24 protein-coding genes are annotated in these 23,649 nt (G+C 67.0%); 13 read left to right on the plus strand and 11 right to left on the minus strand.

Annotated features, from left to right (window positions below; all coding sequences use genetic code 11):
• Positions 1-11 precede the first annotated feature (11 nt).
• The 3 genes from acpS to C3E99_RS10530 are packed head-to-tail and all read left to right on the plus strand — an operon-like array spanning position 12 to position 2,352.
• A complete protein-coding gene (acpS, locus tag C3E99_RS10520) occupies positions 12-419 on the plus strand; it encodes a holo-ACP synthase (protein WP_067108890.1) in 408 nt (135 codons plus the stop codon).
• Complete coding sequence (gene lepB, locus C3E99_RS10525) at positions 416-1,264, plus strand: signal peptidase I (RefSeq protein WP_067108893.1); 849 nt, start codon at positions 416-418, stop codon at positions 1,262-1,264. Before acpS ends, lepB begins: the two co-directional genes overlap by 4 nt.
• Before the next feature lie 5 nt (positions 1,265-1,269).
• On the plus strand, positions 1,270-2,352 hold the full coding sequence (locus C3E99_RS10530; RefSeq protein ID WP_067108896.1) for an AI-2E family transporter: 1,083 nt from the start codon (positions 1,270-1,272) through the stop codon (positions 2,350-2,352).
• A gap of 418 nt (positions 2,353-2,770) precedes the next feature.
• Here C3E99_RS10530 and C3E99_RS10535 read toward each other — a convergent pair whose 3' ends face one another.
• Entirely contained in the window at positions 2,771-3,286 is a 516-nt protein-coding gene (locus C3E99_RS10535) for an FKBP-type peptidyl-prolyl cis-trans isomerase (protein WP_104959772.1), read from the minus strand.
• 372 nt (positions 3,287-3,658) lie between these two features.
• Positions 3,659-3,865, minus strand: coding sequence for a 30S ribosomal protein S21 (rpsU, locus tag C3E99_RS10540; RefSeq protein ID WP_003047635.1), 207 nt, complete (start codon positions 3,863-3,865; stop codon positions 3,659-3,661).
• Between the two features lie 263 nt (positions 3,866-4,128).
• On the opposite strand from rpsU, the gene C3E99_RS10545 reads away from it, so the two are divergent.
• From C3E99_RS10545 to C3E99_RS10560, 4 genes are all read left to right on the plus strand, one after another.
• Positions 4,129-4,893: a class II aldolase/adducin family protein gene (locus tag C3E99_RS10545; RefSeq protein WP_076076186.1), complete on the plus strand. Its 765-nt coding sequence runs from the start codon at positions 4,129-4,131 to the stop codon at positions 4,891-4,893.
• Positions 4,894-4,920: 27 nt separating this feature from the next.
• Positions 4,921-5,466 carry a (2Fe-2S)-binding protein gene (locus C3E99_RS10550; protein WP_067108905.1) on the plus strand — a complete coding sequence of 182 codons (546 nt, stop codon included), beginning with the start codon at positions 4,921-4,923 and terminating at the stop codon, positions 5,464-5,466.
• A 124-nt stretch (positions 5,467-5,590) separates the two neighbouring features.
• Positions 5,591-6,442, plus strand: a complete 852-nt coding sequence (locus tag C3E99_RS10555) for an RcnB family protein (protein WP_076078008.1) — start codon at positions 5,591-5,593, stop codon at positions 6,440-6,442.
• Positions 6,443-6,560: 118 nt separating this feature from the next.
• Positions 6,561-7,832 (plus strand): metal-dependent hydrolase family protein, encoded by a 1,272-nt coding sequence (locus C3E99_RS10560; RefSeq protein ID WP_076076187.1) that lies wholly within the window; start codon positions 6,561-6,563, stop codon positions 7,830-7,832.
• A gap of 7 nt (positions 7,833-7,839) precedes the next feature.
• Here the strand turns inward: C3E99_RS10560 and C3E99_RS10565 are convergent, their stop codons facing one another.
• Positions 7,840-10,482 (minus strand): EAL domain-containing protein, encoded by a 2,643-nt coding sequence (locus C3E99_RS10565; RefSeq protein ID WP_076076189.1) that lies wholly within the window; start codon positions 10,480-10,482, stop codon positions 7,840-7,842.
• A 145-nt stretch (positions 10,483-10,627) separates the two neighbouring features.
• On the opposite strand from C3E99_RS10565, the gene C3E99_RS10570 reads away from it, so the two are divergent.
• Positions 10,628-11,659 carry a fatty acid desaturase family protein gene (locus C3E99_RS10570; protein ID WP_076076190.1) on the plus strand — a complete coding sequence of 344 codons (1,032 nt, stop codon included), beginning with the start codon at positions 10,628-10,630 and terminating at the stop codon, positions 11,657-11,659.
• An 11-nt stretch (positions 11,660-11,670) separates the two neighbouring features.
• Here C3E99_RS10570 and C3E99_RS10575 read toward each other — a convergent pair whose 3' ends face one another.
• On the minus strand, positions 11,671-12,150 hold the full coding sequence (locus tag C3E99_RS10575) for an asparaginase domain-containing protein (protein WP_076076192.1): 480 nt from the start codon (positions 12,148-12,150) through the stop codon (positions 11,671-11,673).
• A 29-nt stretch (positions 12,151-12,179) separates the two neighbouring features.
• Positions 12,180-13,796, minus strand: coding sequence for a lysine--tRNA ligase (locus tag C3E99_RS10580; protein ID WP_076076193.1), 1,617 nt, complete (start codon positions 13,794-13,796; stop codon positions 12,180-12,182).
• A gap of 305 nt (positions 13,797-14,101) precedes the next feature.
• Here C3E99_RS10580 and C3E99_RS10585 point away from each other — a divergent pair, with 305 nt between their 5' ends.
• The 4 genes from C3E99_RS10585 (at position 14,102) to C3E99_RS10600 (ending at position 18,394) form a co-directional block, all read left to right on the plus strand.
• Positions 14,102-14,467, plus strand: coding sequence for a PilZ domain-containing protein (locus tag C3E99_RS10585; RefSeq protein ID WP_076076196.1), 366 nt, complete (start codon positions 14,102-14,104; stop codon positions 14,465-14,467).
• A gap of 108 nt (positions 14,468-14,575) precedes the next feature.
• Complete coding sequence (locus C3E99_RS10590; RefSeq protein ID WP_234002446.1) at positions 14,576-14,974, plus strand: GIY-YIG nuclease family protein; 399 nt, start codon at positions 14,576-14,578, stop codon at positions 14,972-14,974.
• A gap of 55 nt (positions 14,975-15,029) precedes the next feature.
• Positions 15,030-17,780 carry an ATP-dependent DNA helicase gene (locus tag C3E99_RS10595; protein ID WP_104959773.1) on the plus strand — a complete coding sequence of 917 codons (2,751 nt, stop codon included), beginning with the start codon at positions 15,030-15,032 and terminating at the stop codon, positions 17,778-17,780.
• Positions 17,781-17,842: 62 nt separating this feature from the next.
• Positions 17,843-18,394 (plus strand): SixA phosphatase family protein, encoded by a 552-nt coding sequence (locus C3E99_RS10600; RefSeq protein ID WP_076076202.1) that lies wholly within the window; start codon positions 17,843-17,845, stop codon positions 18,392-18,394.
• 391 nt (positions 18,395-18,785) lie between these two features.
• Here the strand turns inward: C3E99_RS10600 and C3E99_RS10605 are convergent, their stop codons facing one another.
• The 5 genes from C3E99_RS10605 to rpmF form a co-directional block, all read right to left on the minus strand.
• On the minus strand, positions 18,786-19,124 hold the full coding sequence (locus C3E99_RS10605; RefSeq protein WP_067112525.1) for a MerR family transcriptional regulator: 339 nt from the start codon (positions 19,122-19,124) through the stop codon (positions 18,786-18,788).
• Between the two features lie 59 nt (positions 19,125-19,183).
• On the minus strand, positions 19,184-19,477 hold the full coding sequence (locus tag C3E99_RS10610; RefSeq protein ID WP_067112480.1) for an integration host factor subunit alpha: 294 nt from the start codon (positions 19,475-19,477) through the stop codon (positions 19,184-19,186).
• Positions 19,478-19,638: 161 nt separating this feature from the next.
• Positions 19,639-20,604 (minus strand): beta-ketoacyl-ACP synthase III, encoded by a 966-nt coding sequence (locus tag C3E99_RS10615; protein WP_076076206.1) that lies wholly within the window; start codon positions 20,602-20,604, stop codon positions 19,639-19,641.
• The gene (gene plsX, locus C3E99_RS10620) at positions 20,601-21,635 is read right to left on the minus strand and encodes a phosphate acyltransferase PlsX (protein WP_067112487.1); all 1,035 of its coding nucleotides are present in this window, start codon (positions 21,633-21,635) and stop codon (positions 20,601-20,603) included. The genes C3E99_RS10615 and plsX overlap by 4 nt, the downstream gene beginning before the upstream one ends.
• Positions 21,636-21,657: 22 nt before the next feature.
• Positions 21,658-21,837 carry a 50S ribosomal protein L32 gene (rpmF, locus tag C3E99_RS10625; protein ID WP_056348227.1) on the minus strand — a complete coding sequence of 60 codons (180 nt, stop codon included), beginning with the start codon at positions 21,835-21,837 and terminating at the stop codon, positions 21,658-21,660.
• Between the two features lie 318 nt (positions 21,838-22,155).
• On the opposite strand from rpmF, the gene C3E99_RS10630 reads away from it, so the two are divergent.
• Positions 22,156-22,593, plus strand: coding sequence for an MAPEG family protein (locus C3E99_RS10630; RefSeq protein WP_199775001.1), 438 nt, complete (start codon positions 22,156-22,158; stop codon positions 22,591-22,593).
• Positions 22,594-22,885: 292 nt separating this feature from the next.
• Here C3E99_RS10630 and C3E99_RS10635 read toward each other — a convergent pair whose 3' ends face one another.
• On the minus strand, positions 22,886-23,563 hold the full coding sequence (locus C3E99_RS10635) for an MBL fold metallo-hydrolase (protein WP_076076209.1): 678 nt from the start codon (positions 23,561-23,563) through the stop codon (positions 22,886-22,888).
• Positions 23,564-23,649 lie beyond the last annotated feature (86 nt).

The following is a 23,649-nucleotide window of genomic DNA, read 5'->3' on the forward strand; positions in this document are numbered from 1 at the left end:
CCGGGGTCGTCATGATCATCGGCCTCGGCTCCGACCTGTGCAGCATAGAACGCATCCAGGCGTCGCTCGACCGCTTCGGCGAGCGCTTCGAAAGGCGCGTCTTCACCGACATCGAGCGCGCCAAGGCGGCGCGCCGTCCCTTCACCCGCGCCGGCACCTATGCCAAGCGCTTCGCGGCCAAGGAGGCTTTCTCGAAAGCCGTCGGCACCGGCTTCAAGCGCGGCGTGTTCATGAAGGACATCGGCGTCGTCAACGCGGCGTCGGGCGCGCCGACGCTGGCGCTCACCGGCGGCGCGGCGGCGCGGCTCGCCGAAATGGTGCCGCCGGGGCATGACGTGCATATCCACCTGACGCTGACCGACGACCATCCCTGGGCGCAGGCCTTCGTCATCATCGAGGCGATCAAGGACCGAGCATGACGAAAGCGCATAGCAAGGACGAAGGAAGCTGGGGCAAGCTGGTCCGCGACATCGCGGTGATCCTGCTGCTCGTGCTCGGCATCCACAGCTGCGTCGCCAAGCCTTTCTATATCCCGTCCGATTCGATGATGCCGGTGCTGCGCAATGGCGACCGCCTGATCGTCAGCAAATATCCCTATGGCTGGTCCTACGCCTCGGCCAGCTTCCACCTCGCCCCCCGGACAGAGGGCCGCTGGTTCGCGGCCCTGCCCGCGCGCGGCGACATCGTCGTCCTCGAGCATCCCGAGACGCGGATCGACTATATCAAGCGGGTCATCGGCCTGCCCGGCGACACGATCGAACTGCGCGGCGGTGCGCTGATCATCAACGGCAAGCCGGTGAAGCGCGAAATCCAGCCGATGCTGTCGATCGCGGTCGACCCCAACCTGCCCGGCCCCGACAGCGGCCTCGGCCGTTTCGCGGCGCGCGATGCGGCGGGCCGGCCGGTGCTCGAACTGCCGATCGTGCGCGAAACGCTGCCCGGCGGCGCCACCTTCGACACGATCGACATGGGCCCCGGCTATGTCACCGACGATTTCGGGCCGATCAAGGTGCCGGCCGACCATCTGTTCCTGATGGGCGACAATCGCGACGGCAGCGCCGACAGCCGCGTGCCGAGCAGCATGAAGGGCCTCGGCGGCCCGGTGCCGTTCGAAACGATCGCCGGCCGCGCCGAGATCATCAGCTTTTCGACCGACGGCACCGCGAAATGGTATAATCCGCTGAGCTGGTTCACCGCGCTTCGATCGGGGCGCGCCGGAACCAACCTGCGGCCCGAGCGTGACGGCAGCGCAAACAGGGAGTGACGGGCATGGCGGACAGCAAGACTCGGGGCGAAGCCCCCGGCCCCACCGATATCCGCAACCAGCTTGTCCGCACCGAAATGCTCAAGGCCAGCGTCTGGCTCGGTCTCGCCCTGCTGATCGGCGCCTGCATCATCCTGATCCAGCCGATCCTGCTGATCTTCGCGGGGATCGTGATGGCATCGATGCTAGACGGCGGCGCGCGCCTGCTCGGCCGCGTGCTGCCGATCGCGCGCGGCTGGCGACTGCTGATCGTCTGCCTCGGCATCGTCGCCTTCATGGCGTGGGCGATCCTGTTCGCAGGCTCGCAGATCGCCGACCAGGCCGCCGCGTTGCAGCAGGTGGTGATGGCGCAGATCGACCGCGTCGCTGCCTGGGCGAGCGAGCACGGCATGGGCAATCTGGAGATCGACACCAAGACGGTCACCGACAATCTGGCCGGAACCGTCGGGCGCGTCACCGCGGCGCTAGGCACCGTCTTCGGCGCGCTCACCAGCCTGGTGATGATCATGGTGCTCGGCATCTTCCTCGCGATCGAGCCGCGGCTCTACGAACGCGGTGTGGCGTGGATGCTGCCGATGAAGGCGCGCGAGGATTTCTACATCACCACCGCACGCATGGGTTTCACCCTGCGCCGGCTGATGGCGGGGCGGCTGCTCGGCATGGTGGTCGAAGGGATCGGGACATGGCTCGCCTGCCTGGCGGTCGGCATTCCGATGGCGGTCCTGATGGGTCTGCTGACCGGCTTGCTCGCCTTCATTCCCAACATCGGCGCGATTGTCTCGGGCGTGCTGCTCGTCCTCGTCGGCTTTTCGGCGGGCGTCGATACCGGGCTGTGGGCGATCGCCATCTATTTTTTCGTCCAGACGGTCGACGGCTATCTGATCGTCCCGATGGTCGCGAAACAGACGGTCGACCTCGCGCCCGCGCTGGTGCTGGCGGCGCAGATCCTGCTCGGCACGCTGCTCGGCATCCTCGGCCTGTTCCTCGCCGACCCGATCGTCGCGATGATCAAGGTCGCGCTCGAACGCGAGGCGGAGCGCAATGCCGGCTCGCAGGCCGGTAACAAGAAGGCGGCGACGGGCTCCTGAAGCGCGAGTCTATGGGAATGAATAGCCATCGCTCCCGCGGACGCGGGGCGCGAAACGTCACACGACGCCGACGCACTTTCGTTACCGGGGACAGCGTGGCCAAATCCGCAATCGCTGAAATGGCCTTGGGGATGGATTCCACACACTTCCATCTTGTCATCCCCGCGAAAGCGGGGATCCAGAGCGGACGTCGGCTTACCTTTCCCTGGGTTCCCGCTTTCGCGGGAACGACGAAGTAAGAAACGAGAATGGTGAAATCCGGTCGGCATCAGACGACCGAATCGATCCACGCCGCCCGGAGCCGGATTGTCCGGGGGGTACGTAGCGTGACCTTTGTATACTTTGGAATAATATTACACGCTCGCTAAGCCCGCCCCGGCGGTGCGCATTCGCCGTCCCGAACGGGCCCGGCCGCGCCTTACTGCTGCGGCGCGGGGGCCGGGGCGCCGGGGGCACCGCCCTGCTGCATCATCTGTTGCTGCTGCATCATCTGCTGCATCGCGCGCACTTCGGCCTCGGTGCGGAAGTCGATCAGTTCAACGTCGAAATGCAGTGTGCTGTTCGCGGGAATCGGCCCGACGGCGCGGTCGCCGTACCCGAGCGCGGGCGGGATGCTGATCTTGTACTTGCCGCCCTTCTGCATGCGGGTCAGCGCCTCGGAAAAGCCGGGGACGACCTGCGCCACCTGCATCGGCGCCTGCTCGTTCGAATCGAAGACGGTTCCGTCGTCGAGCTTGCCCTCATATTTGACGAGCACGACATCGCTGATCGTCGGGCTGGGGCCGGTGCCCGCCTTCACCACCTCGAAGCCGATGCGCGGCGTCGTGGAGAAGGCGAAGGCCGTGCCGACCGCGAGCAGCACCGCCAGCCCGATCCACAACAGCCAGAGCCCGCCCTTGCTCACCGGGCGCAATGGAACCGCAGTCACGCTCATCGTTTCGTCCTTCCCCTGCCCCGGTGTCGGGGCGAAAATATCGCGTCGCCTATAGGCGGAGCGACGCGGAAGGGTCCAGAGGCAATATGCGTCGCTTATGCACCGGCCATGCTGACAAGTTGGCGTATATGCCCTCGGACAAGCGCGGGCTTGCACCCCGGCGAAAGCCGGGGTCCAGATGGCGTCGTGCAACCTCGCGTGGACCCCGGCTTTCGCCGGGGAACGGCTATGTGTTGGAAAGGAATGATCACCGGACAAGTTCAGGAGGCAACACAGGCTCGTGCGCCCATCGCATGTCGCGCCCAACGAAAAAGGGCGCCGCGTTGCCGCAGCGCCCTTTTCTCGAATCAGGATCCCGGACGGGAAACGGACTTACTTGATGCCGTCGCGTTCCATCCGCTTGCGCTCCATCTTGCGGGCGCGGCGGACGGCGGCGGCGCGTTCGCGCGCGCGCTTCTCGCTGGGCTTTTCATAGTGACGGCGCAGCTTCATCTCGCGATACACACCCTCCCGCTGCAGCTTCTTCTTGAGCGCGCGAAGGGCCTGGTCGACATTATTGTCGCGAACGATGATCTGCATACGCCGTGTCGTCTCCTGTTCGTCCAAACGGTTCTGGCGCCGGATAGAATGCCGGTATGCCGTGACCGCCGATATTCGGGCAATAAAAAGAGCGCCGCGACACCGCGACGTTCGGATGCAGCGCCCCTAAAGAGATTCGCGCCGAAATGCAAGCCCCGACGCGGCGGACCGGCCGCGGTTCGCGCGCAGCCGGGATTGTGCCCCGCCCCGCGCCTGTGGCATAGGTAGCAGGACGAAACCCAAAGCAGAAAGAGGATCAGGCCATGGCGACCCAGCTCAAGCGCAACAGCAAGTACAGCGAAGCCGAGTGGACGGCGCGGCAGGAACTCGCCGCCTGTTACCGCATCTTCGCGATGATGGGCTGGGACGAGATGATCTTCAACCACATCACGGTGAAGCTGCCCGACGAGGACGGCAGCTATCTGATCAACCCCTATGGCATGCATTTCAGCGAGGTCACCGCGTCGAGCCTGATCAAGATCGACATCGACGGCAACAAGGTCGACGCCGACAATCCGTGGCACGTCAACAAGGCGGGTTTCGTCCAGCACAGCCTGTTCCACCGCGCGCTGCCCGACGCGCATGCGATCATCCACACCCACACCACCGCGACGATGGCGGTCTGCTCGCTCGAAGGCGGACTGCAGCCGACCAATTTCTATGCCTGCAACTATATGGGCCAGATCGCCTATCACGACTTCGAGGGCATCACGGTGCGCGAGGAGGAGGGCGAGCGCCTGCTCGAGCATCTGGGCGACAAGCGCATCCTGATGCTGAAGAATCACGGCCCCGTCGTGATGGGCCGCAGCCTGCCCGAGGCGTTCATCAAATATTGGGCGCTCCAGCGCGCGTGCGAAATCCAGCTCGCGACGATGAGCATGGGCCAGCCGGTGCTGATCGGCGACGATGTCGTGAAGGTCCACCAGCGCGACCTTTACCAGGCGCAGATTCCGGGCGGCGCCGGCAAGGCCGAATTCGACGCGATGGTGCGCAAGGTCGACAGGATCGACACGAGCTGGCGTGACTAATCCGCACCTTTCGCTATTGCGGATCGCATGACGAAATTCTCGGTCAACGACCGTCCGGTCGAATATCGCATGGACCCCGAAACGCCCCTGCTGTGGGCGCTGCGCGATGCGTCGAACCTGACCGGGACCAAATATGGCTGCGGCACCGGTGATTGCGGCGCCTGCACCGTCGACATCGACGGCGAGGCGATCCGCAGCTGCCTGGTCACCATCGCCGAATGCGAAGGGCGCTTCGTCACCACCATCGAAGGCCTGTCGCGCGATCGCAGCCACCCGGTCCAGCAGGCCTGGGTCGCCGAGCAGGTGCCGCAATGCGGCTTTTGCCAGTCGGGAATGATCATGACCGCCGCGGCGCTGCTCCGCAAGAACAGCAACCCCGGCGATGCGGAGATCGACGCGGCGATGACCAACATCTGCCGCTGCGGCACCTATCCGCGCATCCGCGCCGCGATCCGCCTCGCCGGACGGGTGCTGCGCGGGGAGGAACGGATCGCCGCGGCGCCGCCCCCCGGCATCCGGCCCGAGGATGCGGCGCGCGCCGTTCCCGCGCTGCGTCCTCCGCCGGGACGCTGACCCGCAAGCTGAACCGCAGGCAACATCACGGTTCAGCGGTGACTCATCTTGTCCGCGGTAACTTTCGATTCATCTTCCCGGCTGGCCCCTCCAGCATGCGGGACATGAATTGGAGAATGGCGAGATGAAGAATTGGATCGGAGGGTTGCTGATCGCCGCGACGATGCTGACCCCCATCGCCCCCGCAGCCGCGCAGGCGCGCGACGGCCATCAGTGGAGCCAGCGCGGTAGCGGCGGCGATCGCGGCGCGCGTAGTGCCGGTCCCCGCAGCGAAGCGCGCGGCCAGCGTCAGCAGGCCCCGCGCCCGCAGATGCGCCAGCAACAGCCGGTTCAGCCGCGCGCCGAGCGTAGCCAGCGCTGGAACGGGCAACAGCAACGTCCGCAGCAGCAGCAACGCCAGCAATGGCAGCGCCCGCAGCAGCGCACCGAAACACCGCGGAGCGACACGCAGCGTCAGCGCGGCACCACCTATGACCGGAGCCGTGACAGCCGCACCGATCGCCAGTGGGACCGCAACCGCAACGGGCAGGTCGACCGTCGCTCGGACCGCAATCGCAGCGGCACTGTCGACCGCCGTTGGGACCGCCGTAACGACAATCGCATCGACCGGCGGAACGACCGCAATCGCGTCGCCGACCGCCGCTACCGCGACAACCGGTCCGGCAACAACTGGAACCGCAGCTGGCGCGACGATCGCCGCTACGACTGGCGCAGCTATCGCGATCGCAACCGCAGCTATTACCGGATGCCGCGCTATTACAATCCGTATCGCGGACGCAGCTACACCCGGTTCAGCATCGGCTTCACGCTCGGATCGCTGTTCTACGGCCAGCGCTACTGGATCAACGATCCCGGCTATTATCGCCTGCCGCCCGCCTACGGCCCCTACCGCTGGGTCCGCTATTATGACGACGCGCTGCTCGTCGATACCTATTCGGGCGAAGTGGTCGACGTCATCTACGACTTCTTCTGGTAATATTCCTTTCGGTTACCGGAAGCTCCCTGAAGGGCCGGCTCTTGCGCCGGCCCTTCTTTTATGCGCATTCCCCATTATCGCGCCGCGTCGTCACGGCCGGAAAGACAGGGGAAACACTATGCGCAAACTGGGCCTGGTCGCCGCAGCGACATGCGCGCTGATGAGCAGCGCCGCCATCGCCAAGACCACCTTCATCTATGCCGGCCATGTCATCACCGACGTCACCCAGCCGGCGCAGGGACCGTCGACCGTCATCGTCACCGACGACCACATCACCTCGATCGCGCCCGGCCGCGTCGACGCGCCCGCGGGTGCCGAGATCGTCGACCTCGGCGACAAGACCTTGCTTCCCGGCCTGATCGACCTGCACGTCCACCTGACCGGCGATCCCGGCGGCGATTATCGCTCGGAAGCCGTCGAGCCTGACGAATGGGGCGTCGTGGTCGGCGAAAAGAATGCGCGGATCACGCTGCGCGCCGGCTTCACCACCGTCCGCGAGGCGGGATCGGCGCAATATACCGCCTTCGCGCTGCGCCGCGGCACCGCCGAAGGCCTGATCGAGGGGCCGCGTATCGTCGCCGCCGGTCCGGCGCTCGCGATCATCGGCGGACATGGCGACGTCACCGGCTTCCGCGAGGATATCCACGCGGTGCTCGACCAGGGCTACACCTGCACCGGCGCGGTCGAGTGCGCCGAAAAGGTCCGCAAGGCGTCGCGAGCGGGCGCCGATGTCATCAAGATCACCGCGACGGGCGGCGTGCTGTCGCAGCAGGGCCGCGGGCTCGGCGCGCATTTCTCGAATGCCGAGATGGAGAGCATCGCCGAAACGGCGCATTCGCTCGGATTGAAGGTGATGGCGCATGCGCACGGCGCGCGCGGCATCGAATCGGCGGCCGCCGCGGGAATCGACAGCATCGAGCACGGCACCTTCGCCGACGAGGCGGCGCTGAAGGTCATGAAGGCGAAGGGCACCTATATGGTCCCGACGCTGATGGCGTTCGAGGGTATCCGCGAGCGGCTCGGCAAGGGCATCTATACGCCGACGGTCGAAGCGAAGGTGCGGATGACGCTGAACGACGTCGGCAAGGCGATGGCGCGCGCGAAAGCGCTGGGCGTTCCGATCGCCTTCGGCACCGACGCCGGCGTTTTCGAGCATGGACGCAATACCCACGAGTTCGCGCTGCTCGTCGAGCATGGCCTGACGCCGCGCGAGGCGCTGGCAAGCGCGACCACCGTCGCCGCGCGCCTGTTGTCGATGGAGAATGAGATCGGCCGCCTCGCCCCCGGCATGTCGGCCGACATGATCGCCGTGTCGGGCGATCCGCTGAGCGACGTGACGACGCTCGAAAAGGTCGATTGGGTGATGACGCGCGGGCGGATCGCCGGCTGACCGGCGGTCAGGCCGCGCGCTCGATCCGTCCCGATCCGTCACTCGCCGGGCGCGGCTGACCGATCAACCGCGCGGTCTCGACCGCTTCGGCGAAGCGGACGCCGACGCGATTCGCATCCGACCAGCGCGCTTCGGCCTCGATCGTCAGGTCGGGGCCGAATTCGAGGGTCAGCGGCGTTCCTTCGGGTACGTTCCACAGTCCCTCGACCAGCGCGCCGCGTGACGAGACATTGCGGACGATGGCGTCGTAATCATGGCCGCCGCTGTGGACGCGAATGGTGCGGAAGGTCCGCAGCCGCGTCTCCCGCACGCTCTTGAACCCCTGCGCGACGACCTGTCCGCCTCCGGCATCGAGAAGTGCGAGCACCTCGTCGACATCCATCGGCTTGCCATAGATATAGCCTTGGACATGGCTGCATCCGAGGCCGCGGATCAGCGCGAGGTCATCGTGCGTCTCGACGCCCTCCGCGGTCGTTTCCATGCCCAGCGCATCGGCGAGGCTGACGATCGACGCGATGATCGCCGCATTCATGCTGCTCTTGTCGGCGGCGCCGAGCACGAAGCTCTGGTCGATCTTGATCTTGTCGAACGGCGCTTTCTTCAGATAGCCGAGCGCCGAATAGCCGGTGCCGAAATCATCGAGCGCAAGGCGCACGCCGGTGCGCTTGAGCCGCTGGAACATCTCCAGATTCTCGGGGCTTTCGTCGAGGAATATCCCCTCGGTGATTTCCAGTTCGAGCTGTTCGGGGCGAATGCCAGATGCCGACAGCGCGCTCATCACCGTCGCGGGCAGCTTTTCATTGGCGAATTGCCGCGGCGATACGTTGACCGCAACGCGATAATCGGGGCCAAGGCGCGCGATCGTGTCGCATGCGGTGCGGATGATCCATTCGCCGATCGGGACGATCAGGTTCGAATCCTCGGCGATGGGGATGAATTTCGACGGGCTGACGACATTTCCCGTGTCGCGGCGCCAGCGGATCAGCGCCTCGAAGCCCGAGATGCGCTCGCTCTTCACGTCGACGATCGGCTGATAGAACAGCGCCAGTTCGTCGCGCGCCAGCGCCTCGCGCAGCGAATCCTCGATCGCTTTCCGCTCGCTCGCCTGATCGTGCATCGCGTCGGCATAGAAACGATAGACGCCGCGCCCCGCGTCCTTCGCGGCATAGAGCGCAAGGTCGGCGTTGCGGACGAGCGACGAGGCGGAAATGCCCCGCCCTTCCGACACCGCGATGCCGATCGACGATCCGATGCGCACCTGCTCACCCTCGATGGCGAAGGGCTTGGCGAGGCTGAGGATGATCGCGTTGGCGATGCCGGCGAGCTTTTCGGGCTGGACCATCTGCGGCAGCACGATCTGGAACTCGTCGCCGCCCAGACGGCCGACCTGCCCCCTGTCGCCGACGATCTGGGTCAGCCGCCCCGCCACCTGCTGCAGAAGCTGATCGCCGACCGGATGGCCCAGCGTGTCGTTGACCGCCTTGAAACGATCGAGGTCCATCAGCAGCAGCGCGCAGGGCTGAGGCTGGCCAACGTGATTGCGGAGCGCGCGTTCGAGCAGGTCGGCGATATGCCGCCGGTTGGCTAGCCCGGTGAGCGTATCGTAGCGCGCGAGCTGGTTGATCTCGCGCTCCGACCGCTTCATCTCGGTCAGGTCGGTACCGCTGCCGCGGAATCCCTGGAAATTGCCGAGTTCGTTGCTGATCGGATTGCCCGAGATCGACCACCAGCGCTCCTCGCCCGGCACCGCCGCCTGCACCGTCAGTTCCTTGAACGGCGTGCGCGACGACAGGCTGAAGCCTAGCGTGCGTTCTTCGCTTTCATCGTTGCCGAGCCGGCGGCGGATGATGTCGGTGAAGGGCCGGCCGAGCAGGTCGCCGAGCGGCCGGCCGAGCTTCGCCGCGACCGTCGGCGAGATATAGACGAGCTGGCCGTGGCGGTCGGTTTCCCAGAACCAGCCGCGCCCCGCCCTTTCGAAATCGCGCACGAGGCCCAGCGCGCGCTGCTGTTCGCTGACCGCCAGACGGGCTGCCCGCGTCGCGCGGCGCTGGTGCCGGATATCCTCGCGCATCATCACGATGAGCAGGCCGAGAAAGACGAGGCCCGCGACCGCGAAGGGCCACGACGCGGCGCCGAGCGCGCCGCCGAGCGCGCTGGCGCCGGCGAAGGCGAAGAAGGCGGGCCGCGCGATCGCCGCGGCCGAGGCGGCGACGAGGATCGAGCCCGCCTGGATCGCCAGGACGGCGTCGAACCAGCCGGCGCGATCGGGCGCCGCAATCTCGGCAAAAGTCGATGCGGAGGTGAGCAGGCTTCCTGCGGCAAGCAGGCCCAGACACAGCGGGACGGTCAGCCGCGGGTCGGGCAGCGCCGCGACCCGGCGGCCGCGTGCGACCTGACCGATCACCGTCAACGCAAGGTCGCACAGCAATCCCGCTGCCATCGGCGCCCAATGCAGCGGCGACGCCAGAAAGGGCGACGGGCCGGGAAAGAAAGCGAAGGCAAAGAAGCCGAGCGAACGCGCGATCAGCACATAGTGCCAGAGCTGCGCGACCCGCATCAGCCGCGCCACGAAGTCGGGCGAATCGAACAGCGACACATCCCCGGACGCTTCGCCGATGGCCGGCCGTGTGATGATGCGTTTCGCCCCCAAGATCGTATCATTCCTGCTGGAAGGGATCACCGCCCCTCTTTCAGAAAGGGGTTTCCAAATCCTTAGTCCTACCCGGCGAAACTCCTGATTTTGTGCCAGAATGGACGATGTTCCGTTTCATGGCGAAACTTGTTAGGATCGGCCCATGCCTGCCGTCCGCCTGCTGCCGCCCGACCGCTTTTTCGACCGCGCGCAATGGTCCGCCATCACGCGCGTTTCGGCGTGGCGGGGGCCGTGGCTCGTCGCGCATGCGTGGATCGTCAGCATCGCCGCAGTGGGGCTTGCCGCCTGGGCACAGAACCCGGTCGGCTGGCTGCTGGCGATCATCCTCGTCGGTGGACGCCAGCTCGGCCTCGCGATCCTGATGCACGAGGCGGCGCACGGACTGCTCCACCCGAAGCGCAAGGTGAACAATTTCCTTGGTCAGTGGCTGACCGGTGCCGCGACCGGATCGGACCTGTTCGCCTATCGCACCTACCACCTCCAGCATCACAAGTTCACCCAGCAGCCCGAGGACCCCGACCTGTCGCTGTCGAAGCCGTTTCCGACGACGCGCGCCAGCCTGTGGCGCAAGGTGGTCCGCGACCTGACCGGGCAGACCTTCCTCAAGCAGCGCACTGCGCAGTTCCGCTTTGCGCTCGTCGGGCTCAGGGCGATGCTGCGCGGCGAAGGCGGCGCGAAAGGACTTGGCGGAACGCGCGCCGGAACGCCCTTCAACCGGCAGTCCGACGACGGCATGACGGCGCCGACGATCGACGCCGCCGGCGCGATGGCGGTGACGCGCGCGGTCGGCCGGTTCCTGCTCGTGCAGGCGGTACTGCTCGCCGCGTCGCTGATCCTCTATGGCTGGACCCCATGGCTGCTGTGGACGCTGAGCCTCGCGACGACCTTCCAGCTTTACCTGCGCATCCGCAACATCGCCGAACATGCCTGCACGACGACGGGCAGCGACGATCCCTTCACGCATGCGCGCACCACCCATGCCGGCTGGATCGCGCGCGCCACCGTGGCGCCCTATTGGGTCAATTATCACGCCGAGCACCACCTGTTCATGGGCGTGCCCTGCTATCGCCTACCCGCCGTCCATGCGATGCTGGGCGAAGCCGGGCGGCACGAGGCGATGACGATCGCGCCTCATTACCGCGCGGTGCTGCGTCAGATCACCGCGAAAGGCTGACCCGGCGCCCCCTATTGCCGGACGAAGCGCTGGCCGGCGCGGTCCTTCACGGTCGTCGCGGGGTCGAAGATCATGCCGTTCATCGCGATATAGACGCCCGGCGACAGCGTCTGCACCGCGGCGAGCGCGAAGCCGACGTTGAATTCGGCATCGCTCGCGCGCACCGAGGCGGGCTGCATCGCGCCGGTCATCACAATCGTCTTGCCGGGGATTCCCGCCAGCACCCGCCCGGTCAGGACCATGGTGTCGGTGCCGTGGGTGACGAGGATGCGCGCCGCGTCGCTCGCCGCCACCGCGGCGCGGATCGCCTCGCGGTCGGCATCGTCCAGTTCGAGACTGTCCTTGCGCATCAGCTGCGTGACGCGATGCGGGACATGGACGTTATTCTCGCGCAGCATGTCGGGGATCGCCGCAGGCCCGATCTGGAATTCGGATAAGGCATCGAAATAGACCTTGTCGATCGTTCCGCCGGTGGTGAAGATGTCGATCATATAAGGCCCGCCTCAAAAACAAGGGTCGATTACGCCAAAGCCTCCGCGATCAGCCGCCGCGTGTTGGCGATGCCGAACAGCGCGATGAAGCTACCCATGCGCGGCCCGGCGCTCGACCCGAGCAGCGTCTCGTAGAGCGCCTTGAACCATTCGCGCAGGTTTTCAAAGCCATAGGCCTCGTCCTTGCCAATCTCGTAGACAATGTTCTGGATGTCGTCCGCGGCGGTATCGGCGGGCAGCGCGGCGAGCCGCGCGTCGAGTTCCGCGAGCGCCGCCACCTCGCCGCCGCGCGGCTTGCGGCGCTGGAGCGTCGGCGCGACATAGTCGCGGTTGTAGGCCATCGCATTGTCGATCAGCCGGTCGAGCTCGGGCCAGGTCGCCGCGTCCGCCCCCGCGACATATTGGCCGAGGTAGCGCCAGATCTGCTCCTTCGACGCATCGGCGCCCATCACCCCGACGAGGTTTAGGAGCAGGCCGAAGCTCACCGGCAGTTCGGTCGCGGGCACCGCCTCGCCGCGCGCGGCGTGGACGTGATGCACCGGATTGCCGAGCTTCTTGTCCGGTTCCTGCGCCGAGTAATTGCCGCGCATCTGGAGATATTCGTCGATCGCCTTGGGGATCACGCCGATATGAAGCTGTTTCGCCGCCTTGGGTTCGCGATAGGCATAGAAAGCGAGGCTTTCCTCGCTGCCATAGGTCAGCCACTGCTCGATCGACAGGCCGTTGCCCTTCGATTTCGAGATTTTTTCGCCCTTTTCGTCGAGGAACATCTCGTAGATCAGCCCCTCAGGCTTGCGGCCGCCGAGTGCGCGCGCGATCTTGCCCGACTGGACGCCGCTGTCGGTCAGGTCCTTGCCGTACATCTCGTAATCGACGCCGAGCGCGACCCAGCGCATCGCCCAGTCGACCTTCCATTGCAGCTTGGCACCCCCCGACAGGATGCTGTGAGTGATCACAGTCCCATCGTCCTCGAACGACACCAGCCCCGCGTCGGCGTCGACCACCGTCACCGGAACCTGGAGCACGATGCCCGAGGTCGGGCTGATCGGCAGCACCGGCGAATAGGTCGCCGCACGCTCGGCGCGCAGCGTCGGCAGCATGATCGCCATGATCGCGTCATAGTGGCGCAGGACATTCTTCAGCGCGTCGTCGAACGCCCCCGACCGATAGCGTTCGGTCGAGCTGACGAATTCGTAATCGAAGCCGAAACGATCGAGAAAATCGCGCAGCATCGCATTGTTATGATGCGCGAAACTTTCATATTTGCCGAACGGGTCGGGAATGGCGGTGAGCGGCTTGCCCAGATGTTCGCGCAGCATTTCCTGCTGCGGGACATTGTCGGGCACCTTGCGCAGGCCGTCCATGTCGTCGCTGAACGCCACCAGCCGGGTCGGCGCAGGCACTCCGGATTCATTGGCGGTCAGCGTCTGATAGGCGCGGCGGACCATCGTCGTGCGCAGCACCTCGTTGAAGGTGCCGATATGCGGCAACCCCGACGGGCCATAGCCGGTTTCGAAGACGACGGGCTGCCCCCCCGGCTTGCCGTCTGGATAGCGTTTGACCAGCTTGCGCGCTTCCTCGAACGGCCAGGCCTTTGAGGTTAGCGCGGGTTCGCGCAGCGACGGATGGAGATGAAAGTCGGTCATGGCGCGCCCATAGCGGCAACGGGCGCCCAAGGGAAGAAGGGCGGATTTCCGCGCAACTTCACAGTGGAAACGCATGGGTGACCGCGCCGATCATCGCTTAAAGCCACAAAAGCCCCGCTCGCGCAGTGCATTTTTGTGGCCTTTATGGCTTTAGGCAGCGCCTCTCCTGCCGAAGGGCAAATGGCGAATGGGGGCGCATCTCCCAGCATGAAGCACGGCGGCGCAATGTGGACAGAGCGTTTTTTGCGTTTTGCGCCCGATGAGCGTTACCGGAATATTTACCATGACCGGCCTAGCCTTTCGGCATGACCAGCACCCCGCCCCGCCCCCGCGCGCACAAGCGCACCCCGGTTTCCATCGAGGTGATCGTCAACGGCGTTCTCAACCATGTCGAGGGGCGGATCGTCGACCTGTCCGAAGGCGGCGCGCGGATCGACGGCGCCAGCCTGCTCGAACGATCACGCTGCGAAATCCATTATGCGGGACAGGTCGTCTATGCGGTGGTGATGTGGTCGGAATGGGACCGCATGGGCGTGCGCTTTCCCTACGAACTGACGCAGGGCCCGCTCCATGCCGCGCTCGAACGCGCGCGTGGCGCGGCCGCGATCCCGGCGACGCCGGTCTTCCTGAGCAACCGCGCGATCGGTTTCGGGCGACGCGGGGTGAGTTGAGGCCTGCAGAGGCCGCCGGGAGCATTTTTCTTTCTTCCGGCACCGCGAGAAAGAAGAACGGTGCTTCGACAAGTTCAGCACGAACGGGGTTGGGTGAAGATGTCGCCTATGGCGCGAACCCCGGCCCTTCCTTTCCCTCCGTTTGCCCTGAGCTTGTCGAAGGGCCGTTCTTTCCTCTACATCAAGGCGATGAGCTTCTGGACCTATATGCTGCATTGCCGGGGCGGAGCCTTCTACGTCGGGCACACGGATAATTTGCAGCGACGTGTCGGCGAGCATGAATCGGGGCTTATCCCCGGCTTCACGGCAGACAAGCGTCCCGTCGTGCTGGTGTGGAGCGAAGAGTTCCCGACGCGTATCGAAGCCCTGGCGTCCGAACGCCGGATAAAGGGCTGGAGTCGTGCCAAGAAGATGGCCTTGATCCGCGGCGACTGGCCGCGGATTTCTGCCTTGGCAAAAGGCAAGAGCGGTGCTTCGACAAGCTCAGCACGAACGGCGCAAGGGTAGGTTCAGCGTAACACCGCCCCTTGCCGCGTTCCTCTTTTGTCCTTAGCTTGGCGCGATGGCGCCCGCCTCCCTCTCCCTGCCCGCGATCCATGCGAGCCATGTCGGAATCTGGCTGTCCGATGCTGCGGGGCGGGTGCAGCGCGTCGGGCGCGGCGAGGCGATGGCGGCGGTGGCGGGGACGCCGCACCTGCTGCTTGGCGCGACGCTGACCGGCGACCGGCTCGGCTATCCCGAACTGTCGGGGCTCGACCTGCTCGAACTGTTCGCTTTTCTTCACCCCGCGCGCTTCGCTGTGCCGACGCCGGCGGGAATCGCCGCCGCGCTCGGCCTGTCCGCGGCGCAGCGCGAGGATGAGGTCGCGGCCTTTCTGCCGCAGGCGGCGGCGGCGATGCTGGCCTGCCTCGACGATCCCAACTGGCCCGAGCGTGAGGGCGCATGGCACGCCCTGCAAGCGCTGACGCGCCAGCGCTGGCCGTGGGCGCCGCTGATCCAGCCGCGCCTCGCCGCACCCGACCGCGCCGACCGCTGGCTGTTCGCCCGCCTGCCCGAATGGGAGGAGCAGCCGCCGCGCGCTCAGCCGCGACAGGTGGTGCTCGATCCGGCGAACGTCGCGGCGCGGCTCGACCGGCTGACCGGCGACGGCGCCGAGAGACGGCCAGGGCAGCAGGATTATGCACGCGCGGCGACGGCGATCTTCGCCCCGCGCGAACGCCGCGACACGCCGCAGATGCTGGTGGCCGAGGCGGGTACCGGGATCGGCAAGACGCTGGGCTATCTCGCCCCCGCAAAGCAGTGGATCGACGAGTCGGCGGGCAGCGTCTGCATCTCGACCTACACCAAGGCGCTGCAACGCCAGCTCGCGCGCGAGACCGAGAAACTCTATCCCGACACGCGCGCGCACCGCGAGAAGGTGGTGGTGCGCAAGGGGCGCGAGAATTACCTCTGCCTGCTCAATCTGGAGGACGCGCTGCAAGGCGGTTTTTCGGGGCGCGCGGCGGTGCTGGCGCAACTCGTCGCACGTTGGGCCGCCTATACGCGCGACGGCGACATGATCGGCGGCGACCTGCCCGGCTGGCTTCCCGCGCTGTTCCGCCGCAACGGCGCGACCGCGCTTACCGACCGGCGCGGCGAATGCATCTATGCCGGGTGCCCGCATTTCCGCAAATGCTTCATCGAGCGCTCGACTCGCGCGGCGGCGCAGGCCGACATCGTGATCGCCAACCACGCGTTGACCATGGTGCAGGCGGCGCGGCCGCGCGACGTTTCGCGCGAAGGGGGGGGCGCCCCGGCGACGCGGTTGATCTTCGACGAGGGCCATCATCTGTGGGATGCCGCCGATTCGATGTTCGCGGTCGCGCTGACCGGGCAGGAGGCTATCGAAATCCGCCGCTGGATCATGGGCCCCGAAGGCAAGGCGCGCGGCCGCCGGCGCGGGCTCGCCGCGCGGCTCGCCGATGTCGCGAGCTATGACGAGGCCGGCGAGCGCGCGATCCAGGCGGCAATCGCGGCCGCCGCCGAACTGCCCGGCGACGGCTGGCTCGCGCGGCTGGCGGAGAACGCCCCTTGGGGGGCGATCGAACGGCTGCTCGCCGCGGTGCGCGGACAGGTCTATGCGCGCGGCGCCGATCCGAAGCAGGCCGACAGCGGCTATGGGCTCGAAACCGAGCTTGCCGACCCCGATCCCGAGCTGGTGACGGCCGCCGCCGCCGCGAGCGACGCGGTCGAGGCATTGCTGCGCCCGCTGATGGCGCTCGGCAAGCGGCTCGACGCGCTGGTCGAGGACCCGCCCGACTGGCTCGACGGACAGGCGCGGGCGCGTGTCGACGGGGCGCGGCACAGCCTGGGGACGCGGATCGACACGCTCGGCGCGTGGCTGGCGCTGCTCGGGCGCGTCGGCGGCCCCGCCGACCCCGATTTCGTCGACTGGCTCGCGGTCGAGCGGTTCGACGGGCGCGAATATGACTGCGGGCTGCATCGCCACTGGCTCGACCCCGCGAGGCCGGTCGCGGAAATCGTCTATCGCCCCGCGCAGGGCGTGCTCGTCACGTCGGCGACGCTGCGCGGCGACGGCCACGCGGCGGACGACTGGAGCGACGCCGACATCCGCACCGGCGCGCGCCATCTGGACGGAGGCGTGACGCATTTCGCGGTTCCCAGCCCGTTCGACTATGCACGCCAGTCGGAGGTGCTGATCGCCACCGACATCGCGCGCGGCGACCTGCCCGCGCTCGCCGGCGCCTATAGCCGGCTGATCGAGGCGGCGGGCGGCGGTGCGCTGGGGCTGTTCAGCGCGATCCGGCGGCTGCGTATCGTTCATGCGCGCATCGCCGACCGGCTGGCGCGCGCCGGGCTGCCGCTGTTCGCGCAGCATGTCGATCCGCTCGACACCGGAACGCTGGTCGATATCTTTCGCGCCGACCCGCACGCCTCGCTGCTCGGCACCGACGCTCTGCGCGATGGGGTCGACGTGCCCGGCGATTCGCTGCGGCTGGTGGTCATGGAAGGCGTACCCTGGCCGCGCCCGACGATCCTGCACGCCGCCCGCCGCGCGGCGCAGGGCGGCAGCGCCTATGACGACCGGGTGATCCGCGCGCGCATCGCGCAGGCCTTTGGCCGGCTCATCCGCCGCAGTGACGATTTCGGCCAGTTCGTGATGCTGTCGCCGAGCTTCCCTTCGCGACTGCTGAGCGCCTTTCCCGACGGGACGCCGATCCGCCGCCTGCCGCTCGACGAGGTGGTCAATCGCGTCGCCGCCGCGAATGTCGAGCGGCGAAAAAGCGCCTATGCCGCCTTTTCACCGTCCTGAGTTTGCGGCACAAGGCGGCGGATTCGCGGGGGACAGGCGCCCGAGCGTCCGGGGGAGAGATTTTGAAGAGTTTGACCATCCTGCGCCACGCCAAATCGGGCTGGGACGCCGCCGTCGAGCGCGACTTCGACCGTCCGATCAACGCCCGCGGCGCGCGCGGGGCCGAACTGATCGGCCAATATGCGAAGCGGCAGGCATGGCCGATCGACCGGATCGTCGCCTCCCCCGCGGTGCGCGTCGCCGAAACGCTCGCCATCTTTCAGCCCGCCGCGGGGCTCGACCGAATCGAGCCGCACTGGGACCGGCGCATCTACCTCGCCTCGGCGGCGACGCTGATCGACGTGCTGCGCGATACCGGCGGCGATGCGCAGCACCTGCTGATCAGCGGACACAATCCGGGGCTGGAGGACCTGATCCTGATGCTCGTCCCCGAAACCCCCGACGTCGCGCAGCGCGCGCTGGTCGAGGAGAAGTTCCCGACCTGCGCCCTTGCGCGGCTGGACCTCGACATCACCGACTGGAGCGACCTCGACGTCAATCAGGCGCGCCTGGCCGCGCTCATCCGCCCACGCGACCTCGACCCCGCGCTGGCACCGGCGATGGACGACGACTGAGGCCCACTGGCCGCGCCAGGGTGGATTCTGGAATGTCCGGCTTCGCGCATAAAATGCCGTGAACGGGCGTGCGAAGATAACTCACGCAACAGATATGGCTTCTATTTGCCCCTTCCAACCTTCGTCATCCCGGACTTGATCCGGAATCCATTCTCTCGGTGCTGCGTGAATGGACCCCGGATCGAGTCGGCAATTATCCCCTTTCGACAAGTAGCAGTTCCCCGGCGAAAGCCGGGGTCCACGCGGGGCAGTGCTGTGCCATCTGGACCCCGGCTTTCGCCGGGGAACAGCCGCTTACTTGGCTGTAGGACATATGGGCCGATCGAGTCCGGGGTGACAAGGAAAGACAGGCTGCGCGACCGAATAGTCTTCGCGGGGGCGACAATGGTTTCTAGCGCAGCGCCGCCGCGAGGCGCTGGCGCAGCGCCACCAGCGCTTCGACTGGAACCCGGCCCGTCGCGGGCGTCGCAGCCGTCGGCTCGGCGGCGTCCCCGTCCGGCGGCGCGGCGCCATCGGATTCGGACAACGCCTTGCGCGCGCCTTCGACCGTGAAGCCCTGCACGTGCAGCAGATGGTGGATGCGCTCGGCGAGCGCGATGTCGGCCGGGCGATAATAGCGGCGGCGCCCCGACCGCTGGAGCGGCTTCAACTGCGGAAAGCGGGTTTCCCAATAGCGCAGCACATGGGTCGGCACTCCGATCCGGTCGGCGAGTTCGCCGATCGCGAGCATCGCGCCCGCCACCTTGCCGCCCGCCGCCTCGTCAGATTCCGCCACGGCCGACGCCCCGTTCAGCTATCGGCGACGCGGGCACGCATCGCCTGGCTGGCGCGGAAGGTCATCACGCGGCGCGGCAGGATCGGCACTTCGATGCCGGTCTTGGGATTGCGGCCGATGCGCTGCGCCTTGTCGCGCAACACGAAGGTGCCGAAGCCCGAAATCTTCACATTCTGGCCGGCGGCGAGCGCGTCCGACATATGCGCGAGAATCGATTCGACGATTGCCGCCGATTCGTTGCGCGACAGGCCGATCTGCTGGTTGATCCGCGCCGCGATGTCCGCGCGCGTGAGCGTCCCTGCTACCATCTTCTTCCCTTCCCCTCCTGAAAGCTGGTGCTCGGGAAGGCCCCCACCGTCACGAGTCCCACACGCATGTGTAACAAAAGCGAAGAAATCCGCCAAACTGAAAAGGATGGAGCGAGAAGTTGATGCGGTGAGCCATGCGGGGCCGACTCAGTGCGCGGCGGTCATATCCGCAGGACGGCCGCGCCCCAGGTGAAGCCGCCGCCCATCGCCTCGAGCACGACGAGGTCGCCGCGCCGGATGCGCCCGTCGCGCACCGCGAGGTCGAGCGCCAGCGGCACCGACGCCGCCGAGGTGTTGGCGTGCTGATCGACGGTGAGCACGACGCGCTCCGCAGGCAGCCCCAGCTTCTTCGCGGTCGCGTCGATGATGCGCTTGTTCGCCTGATGCGGCACAACCCAGTCGATGTCGGCGGCCGAGAGGCCGACGTCCGCCAGCACCTCGCCCAGCACGGCAGCGAGGTTGGTGACGGCATGGCGGAACACCTCGCGCCCCTGCATGCGGACGTGGCCGACCGTTCCCGTCGTCGACGGGCCGCCGTCGACATAGAGCATGTCGCCATATTGCCCCTCGGCATGCAAGCGGGTCGCCAGGATGCCGCGATCGTCCGCGACCTCCTCCGCCGACAGCACCACCGCGCCCGCGCCGTCGCCGAACAGGACGCAGGTCCCGCGATCTTCCCAGTCGAGGATGCGGCTGAAGGTCTCGCTGCCGATGACGAGCGCATGCTTCGCGGCGCCGGTACGCAGCATCGAATCGGCGACAGAGAGCGCGTAGAGGAAGCCCGAACACACCGCCGCGACGTCGAAGGCGATGCAGTCGGGCGCGCCGATCAGCGCCTGCACCTTGGTCGCGGTCGCCGGGAAGGTATTGTCGGGGGTCGCGGTCGCGACGATGATCAGGCCGATGTCGGCGGGCGCCAGACCCGCCGCCGCGAGCGCGTGCCGCGCCGCGTCGGCGGCCAGCGTTCCCGTCGTCTCGTCGGCCTCGGCGATGTGGCGAAAGCGGATGCCGGTGCGCTCGACGATCCATTCGTCGCTGGTATCGACGCGCTTCGCGAGTTCGTCGTTCGAGACGCGCGTGCGCGGCAGCGCCGAACCGGTGCCGACCAGGATCGAACGGCGCGTCACGCCGCGTCCTCGCGGCGGAAATTGGCGAGATCGTCCGTCACCTGACGCGTGATGTCCTTTTCGATGAGTTCGGCGCACAGGTGCACCGCATTGGCGACGCCCTTGGCATCGGCGCTGCCGTGGCTTTTCAGCACGACGCCGTTGAGGCCGAGGAACACCGCCCCATTGTGGTTGTTGGGATCGAGATGGTGGCGCAGTAACTCGGTCGCGGGGCGCGAGATGAGGAAGCCGATCTTCGAGCGCAGCGAACTGGTGAAGGCACGGCGCAGCAGGTCGGTGACGAAGCGCGCCGTCCCTTCGATCGTCTTGAGCGCGATATTGCCCGAAAAGCCGTCGTGGACGATCACGTCGACCCGGCCGCGCGACAGCTTGTCGCCCTCGATGAAGCCGGCGAATTCCATCGGCAGGCCCTGCGTTTCGCGCAGGATCGCGGCGGCGTCGCGAATCTCGTCGGTGCCCTTGAGTTCTTCGGTGCCGATGTTGAGCAGCGCGACGCGCGGGCGTTCGAGCCCCATCGCGGTGCGCGCATAGGCGGCGCCCATCACCGCGAACTGGACGAGGTTGGTCGCGTCGCACTCGGTATTGGCGCCGAGGTCGAGCATCACCACGTCGTTGTCGCCGAGCGTCGGCAGCAGCGCGGCGAGCGCCGGCCGGTCGATTCCCGGCATAGTGCGCAGCGCGAGCTTCGCCATCGCCATCAGCGCGCCGGTATTGCCCGCCGACACGGCGCCGCCGGCGTCGCCGCGCTTCACCGCGTCGATCGCGAGCCCCATCGAGCTGCCGCGGCCGTTGCGCAGCGCCTGGCTCGGCCGATCCTCACCCGACACCACCTTGTCGGTGTGGACGATCTCCGACGCCGCGCGCAGGTTCGGATGGTTTTCGAGCGCGGTCTTGATCCGCGTTTCGTCGCCGACGAGCAGAAAGCGGAGGCCGTCGTGCTGATGACGCGCCATGGCCGCGCCGGCGCACATCACGCGCACGCCGACATCACCGCCCATCGCATCGATTGCGATTCGCGGTGTCAGGCTCATGGAAGCGGCCTCCGATTAATGGTCAGGCGCCGACCGACACCACTTCACGGCCATTGTAGTGGCCGCAGGCGTTGCACAGGTTATGCGGGCGCTTGAGCTCGCCGCAGTTCGGGCATTCCTGATAGGCTTCGACCTTCAGGCTGTCGTGGCTGCGACGCATGCCGCGCTTCGAGGGCGAGGTTTTTCGCTTGGGGACGGCCATGATATATCCTGCATTCTTAACTGTTTAACCGAATCGGCGAACCCGGACTTGTCGCCCACCGCCAAGGATGGAAAACGACTGGCCCGCCCGCCGTGCCGAAGGCTGCCCCGCCATGAATCGCGGGAAAATCTTCCGCCGGAAGGTGCCTCAACGCCTGATGGTGTCGGGTGCCGGATCGGGCGCGGCTATAGCGTTTTTGCCCGCAAAGGCAAGCCCCGAGCGCGAACGGGACGACGCTTGCCGATTGCCCGCGACGATGCCACACCCTTGCGGCGCCGGACAGCAGGAAAGAGCCGGGCCACAGACGGGGGAAGCGACATGATCATATTGCCGATCAGCCTGACGATCGCGGCGGGCGCCGCACTGCTCAACATCTGGATCGCGATGCGCGTCGGCCGCGTGCGCGGCGAGGCGAAGGTCTCGATCGGCGACGGCGGCGACGAACGGCTGATCCGCCGGATGCGCGCGCACAGCAACTATGTCGAGAACACGCCTTTCGTGCTGATCCTGCTCGCGCTCGTCGAGTTGAGCACCGGCTCGTCGATCTGGCTGTGGGCGGTCGGCGCCCTGTATCTGGTCGCGCGCATCCTGCACGCGATCGGCATGGACGGGCTGGGCTGGGCGCGCGGTGCCGGCATCACCGTCACCATGCTGATCCAGCTCGGTCTCGCGGTCGCGGCGCTGCTCACCGTCTATCTGACCCCGACCAGCATCAGCTCGACCCTGACCGATACGGTGGCGGTGGAATCGGAATAGCGGTTGAACCGGGCCCGGCGGGACCAGCAAGGACTCGTCATTGCGAGCGGCGAAGCCGCGCGGCAATCCAGAGTGGGCATAGACCGCCCTCGATTGCTTCGCTCCGCTCGCAATGACGGGAGCGGACCGATGAGTCGGGCGACCTGGAGCGGCGTGCCATAAACCCGCAACGCCCCTTATCCGTTCGTGTCGAGCGAAGTCGAGACACCCATCAGCGTGGCGCAAGGCCGATGCGTGTCTCGACTTCGCTCGACACGAACGGGACGATGGGTCAGATTTAAGGCTCGATGATCTAGGCCCCCTGGGTCGCCCCCATCGCCATGTCGCCGACATAGGGATTGGTGCGCCGTTCCTGCGCGAAGTTGCTGTGCGGTCCGTGGCCGGGCAGGAAGATGGTATCGTCGCCGAGCGGCCACAGCTTCTGCGTGATCGAATCGAGCAGTTGCTGGTGATCGCCGCGCGGGAAATCGGTGCGGCCGATCGATCCCTGGAACAGCACGTCGCCGACGATTGCGAGCTTCGACGGGCGATGATGGAAGACGACGTGGCCCGGGGTGTGGCCGGGACAATGGATGACGTCGAGGACGAGGTTACCCACCGTCACCGTGTCCCCGTCCTTCAGCCAGCGGTCGGGCTCGAACACCTCGCCCGCCATGCCGTAGCGCGCGCCGTCCTCGCCCAGCCGCTCGATCCAGAAGCGGTCGTCCTCGTGCGGCCCTTCGACCGGGACGCCGAGTTCCTTCGCCAGCACGCCCGCCTGTCCGCAATGGTCCATGTGGCCGTGGGTGACGAGGATCTTCTCGACCTCCACCCCTGTCTGGCGGATCGCCTCGCGCAGCTTCGGCAGATCGCCGCCGGGATCGACCAGCGCCGCCTTGTTGGTTTCGGTGCACCAGAGCAGGGTGCAGTTCTGCTGAAAGGCGGTGACCGGGACGATCGCGGCCTTGAGCGGGGGATTGGGAGCGTTCATGCGCTTCGATGTGGGGAAATGCGGCGGGGTTGGCAAGGGCGGAGGGACTTGTAGTCGCGCCCTCCTCCCCTCCCGCTTGCGGGAGG

Source organism: Sphingopyxis sp. MG (assembly GCF_002953155.1).
GTDB classification, from domain to species: Bacteria; Pseudomonadota; Alphaproteobacteria; order Sphingomonadales; family Sphingomonadaceae; genus Sphingopyxis; species Sphingopyxis granuli.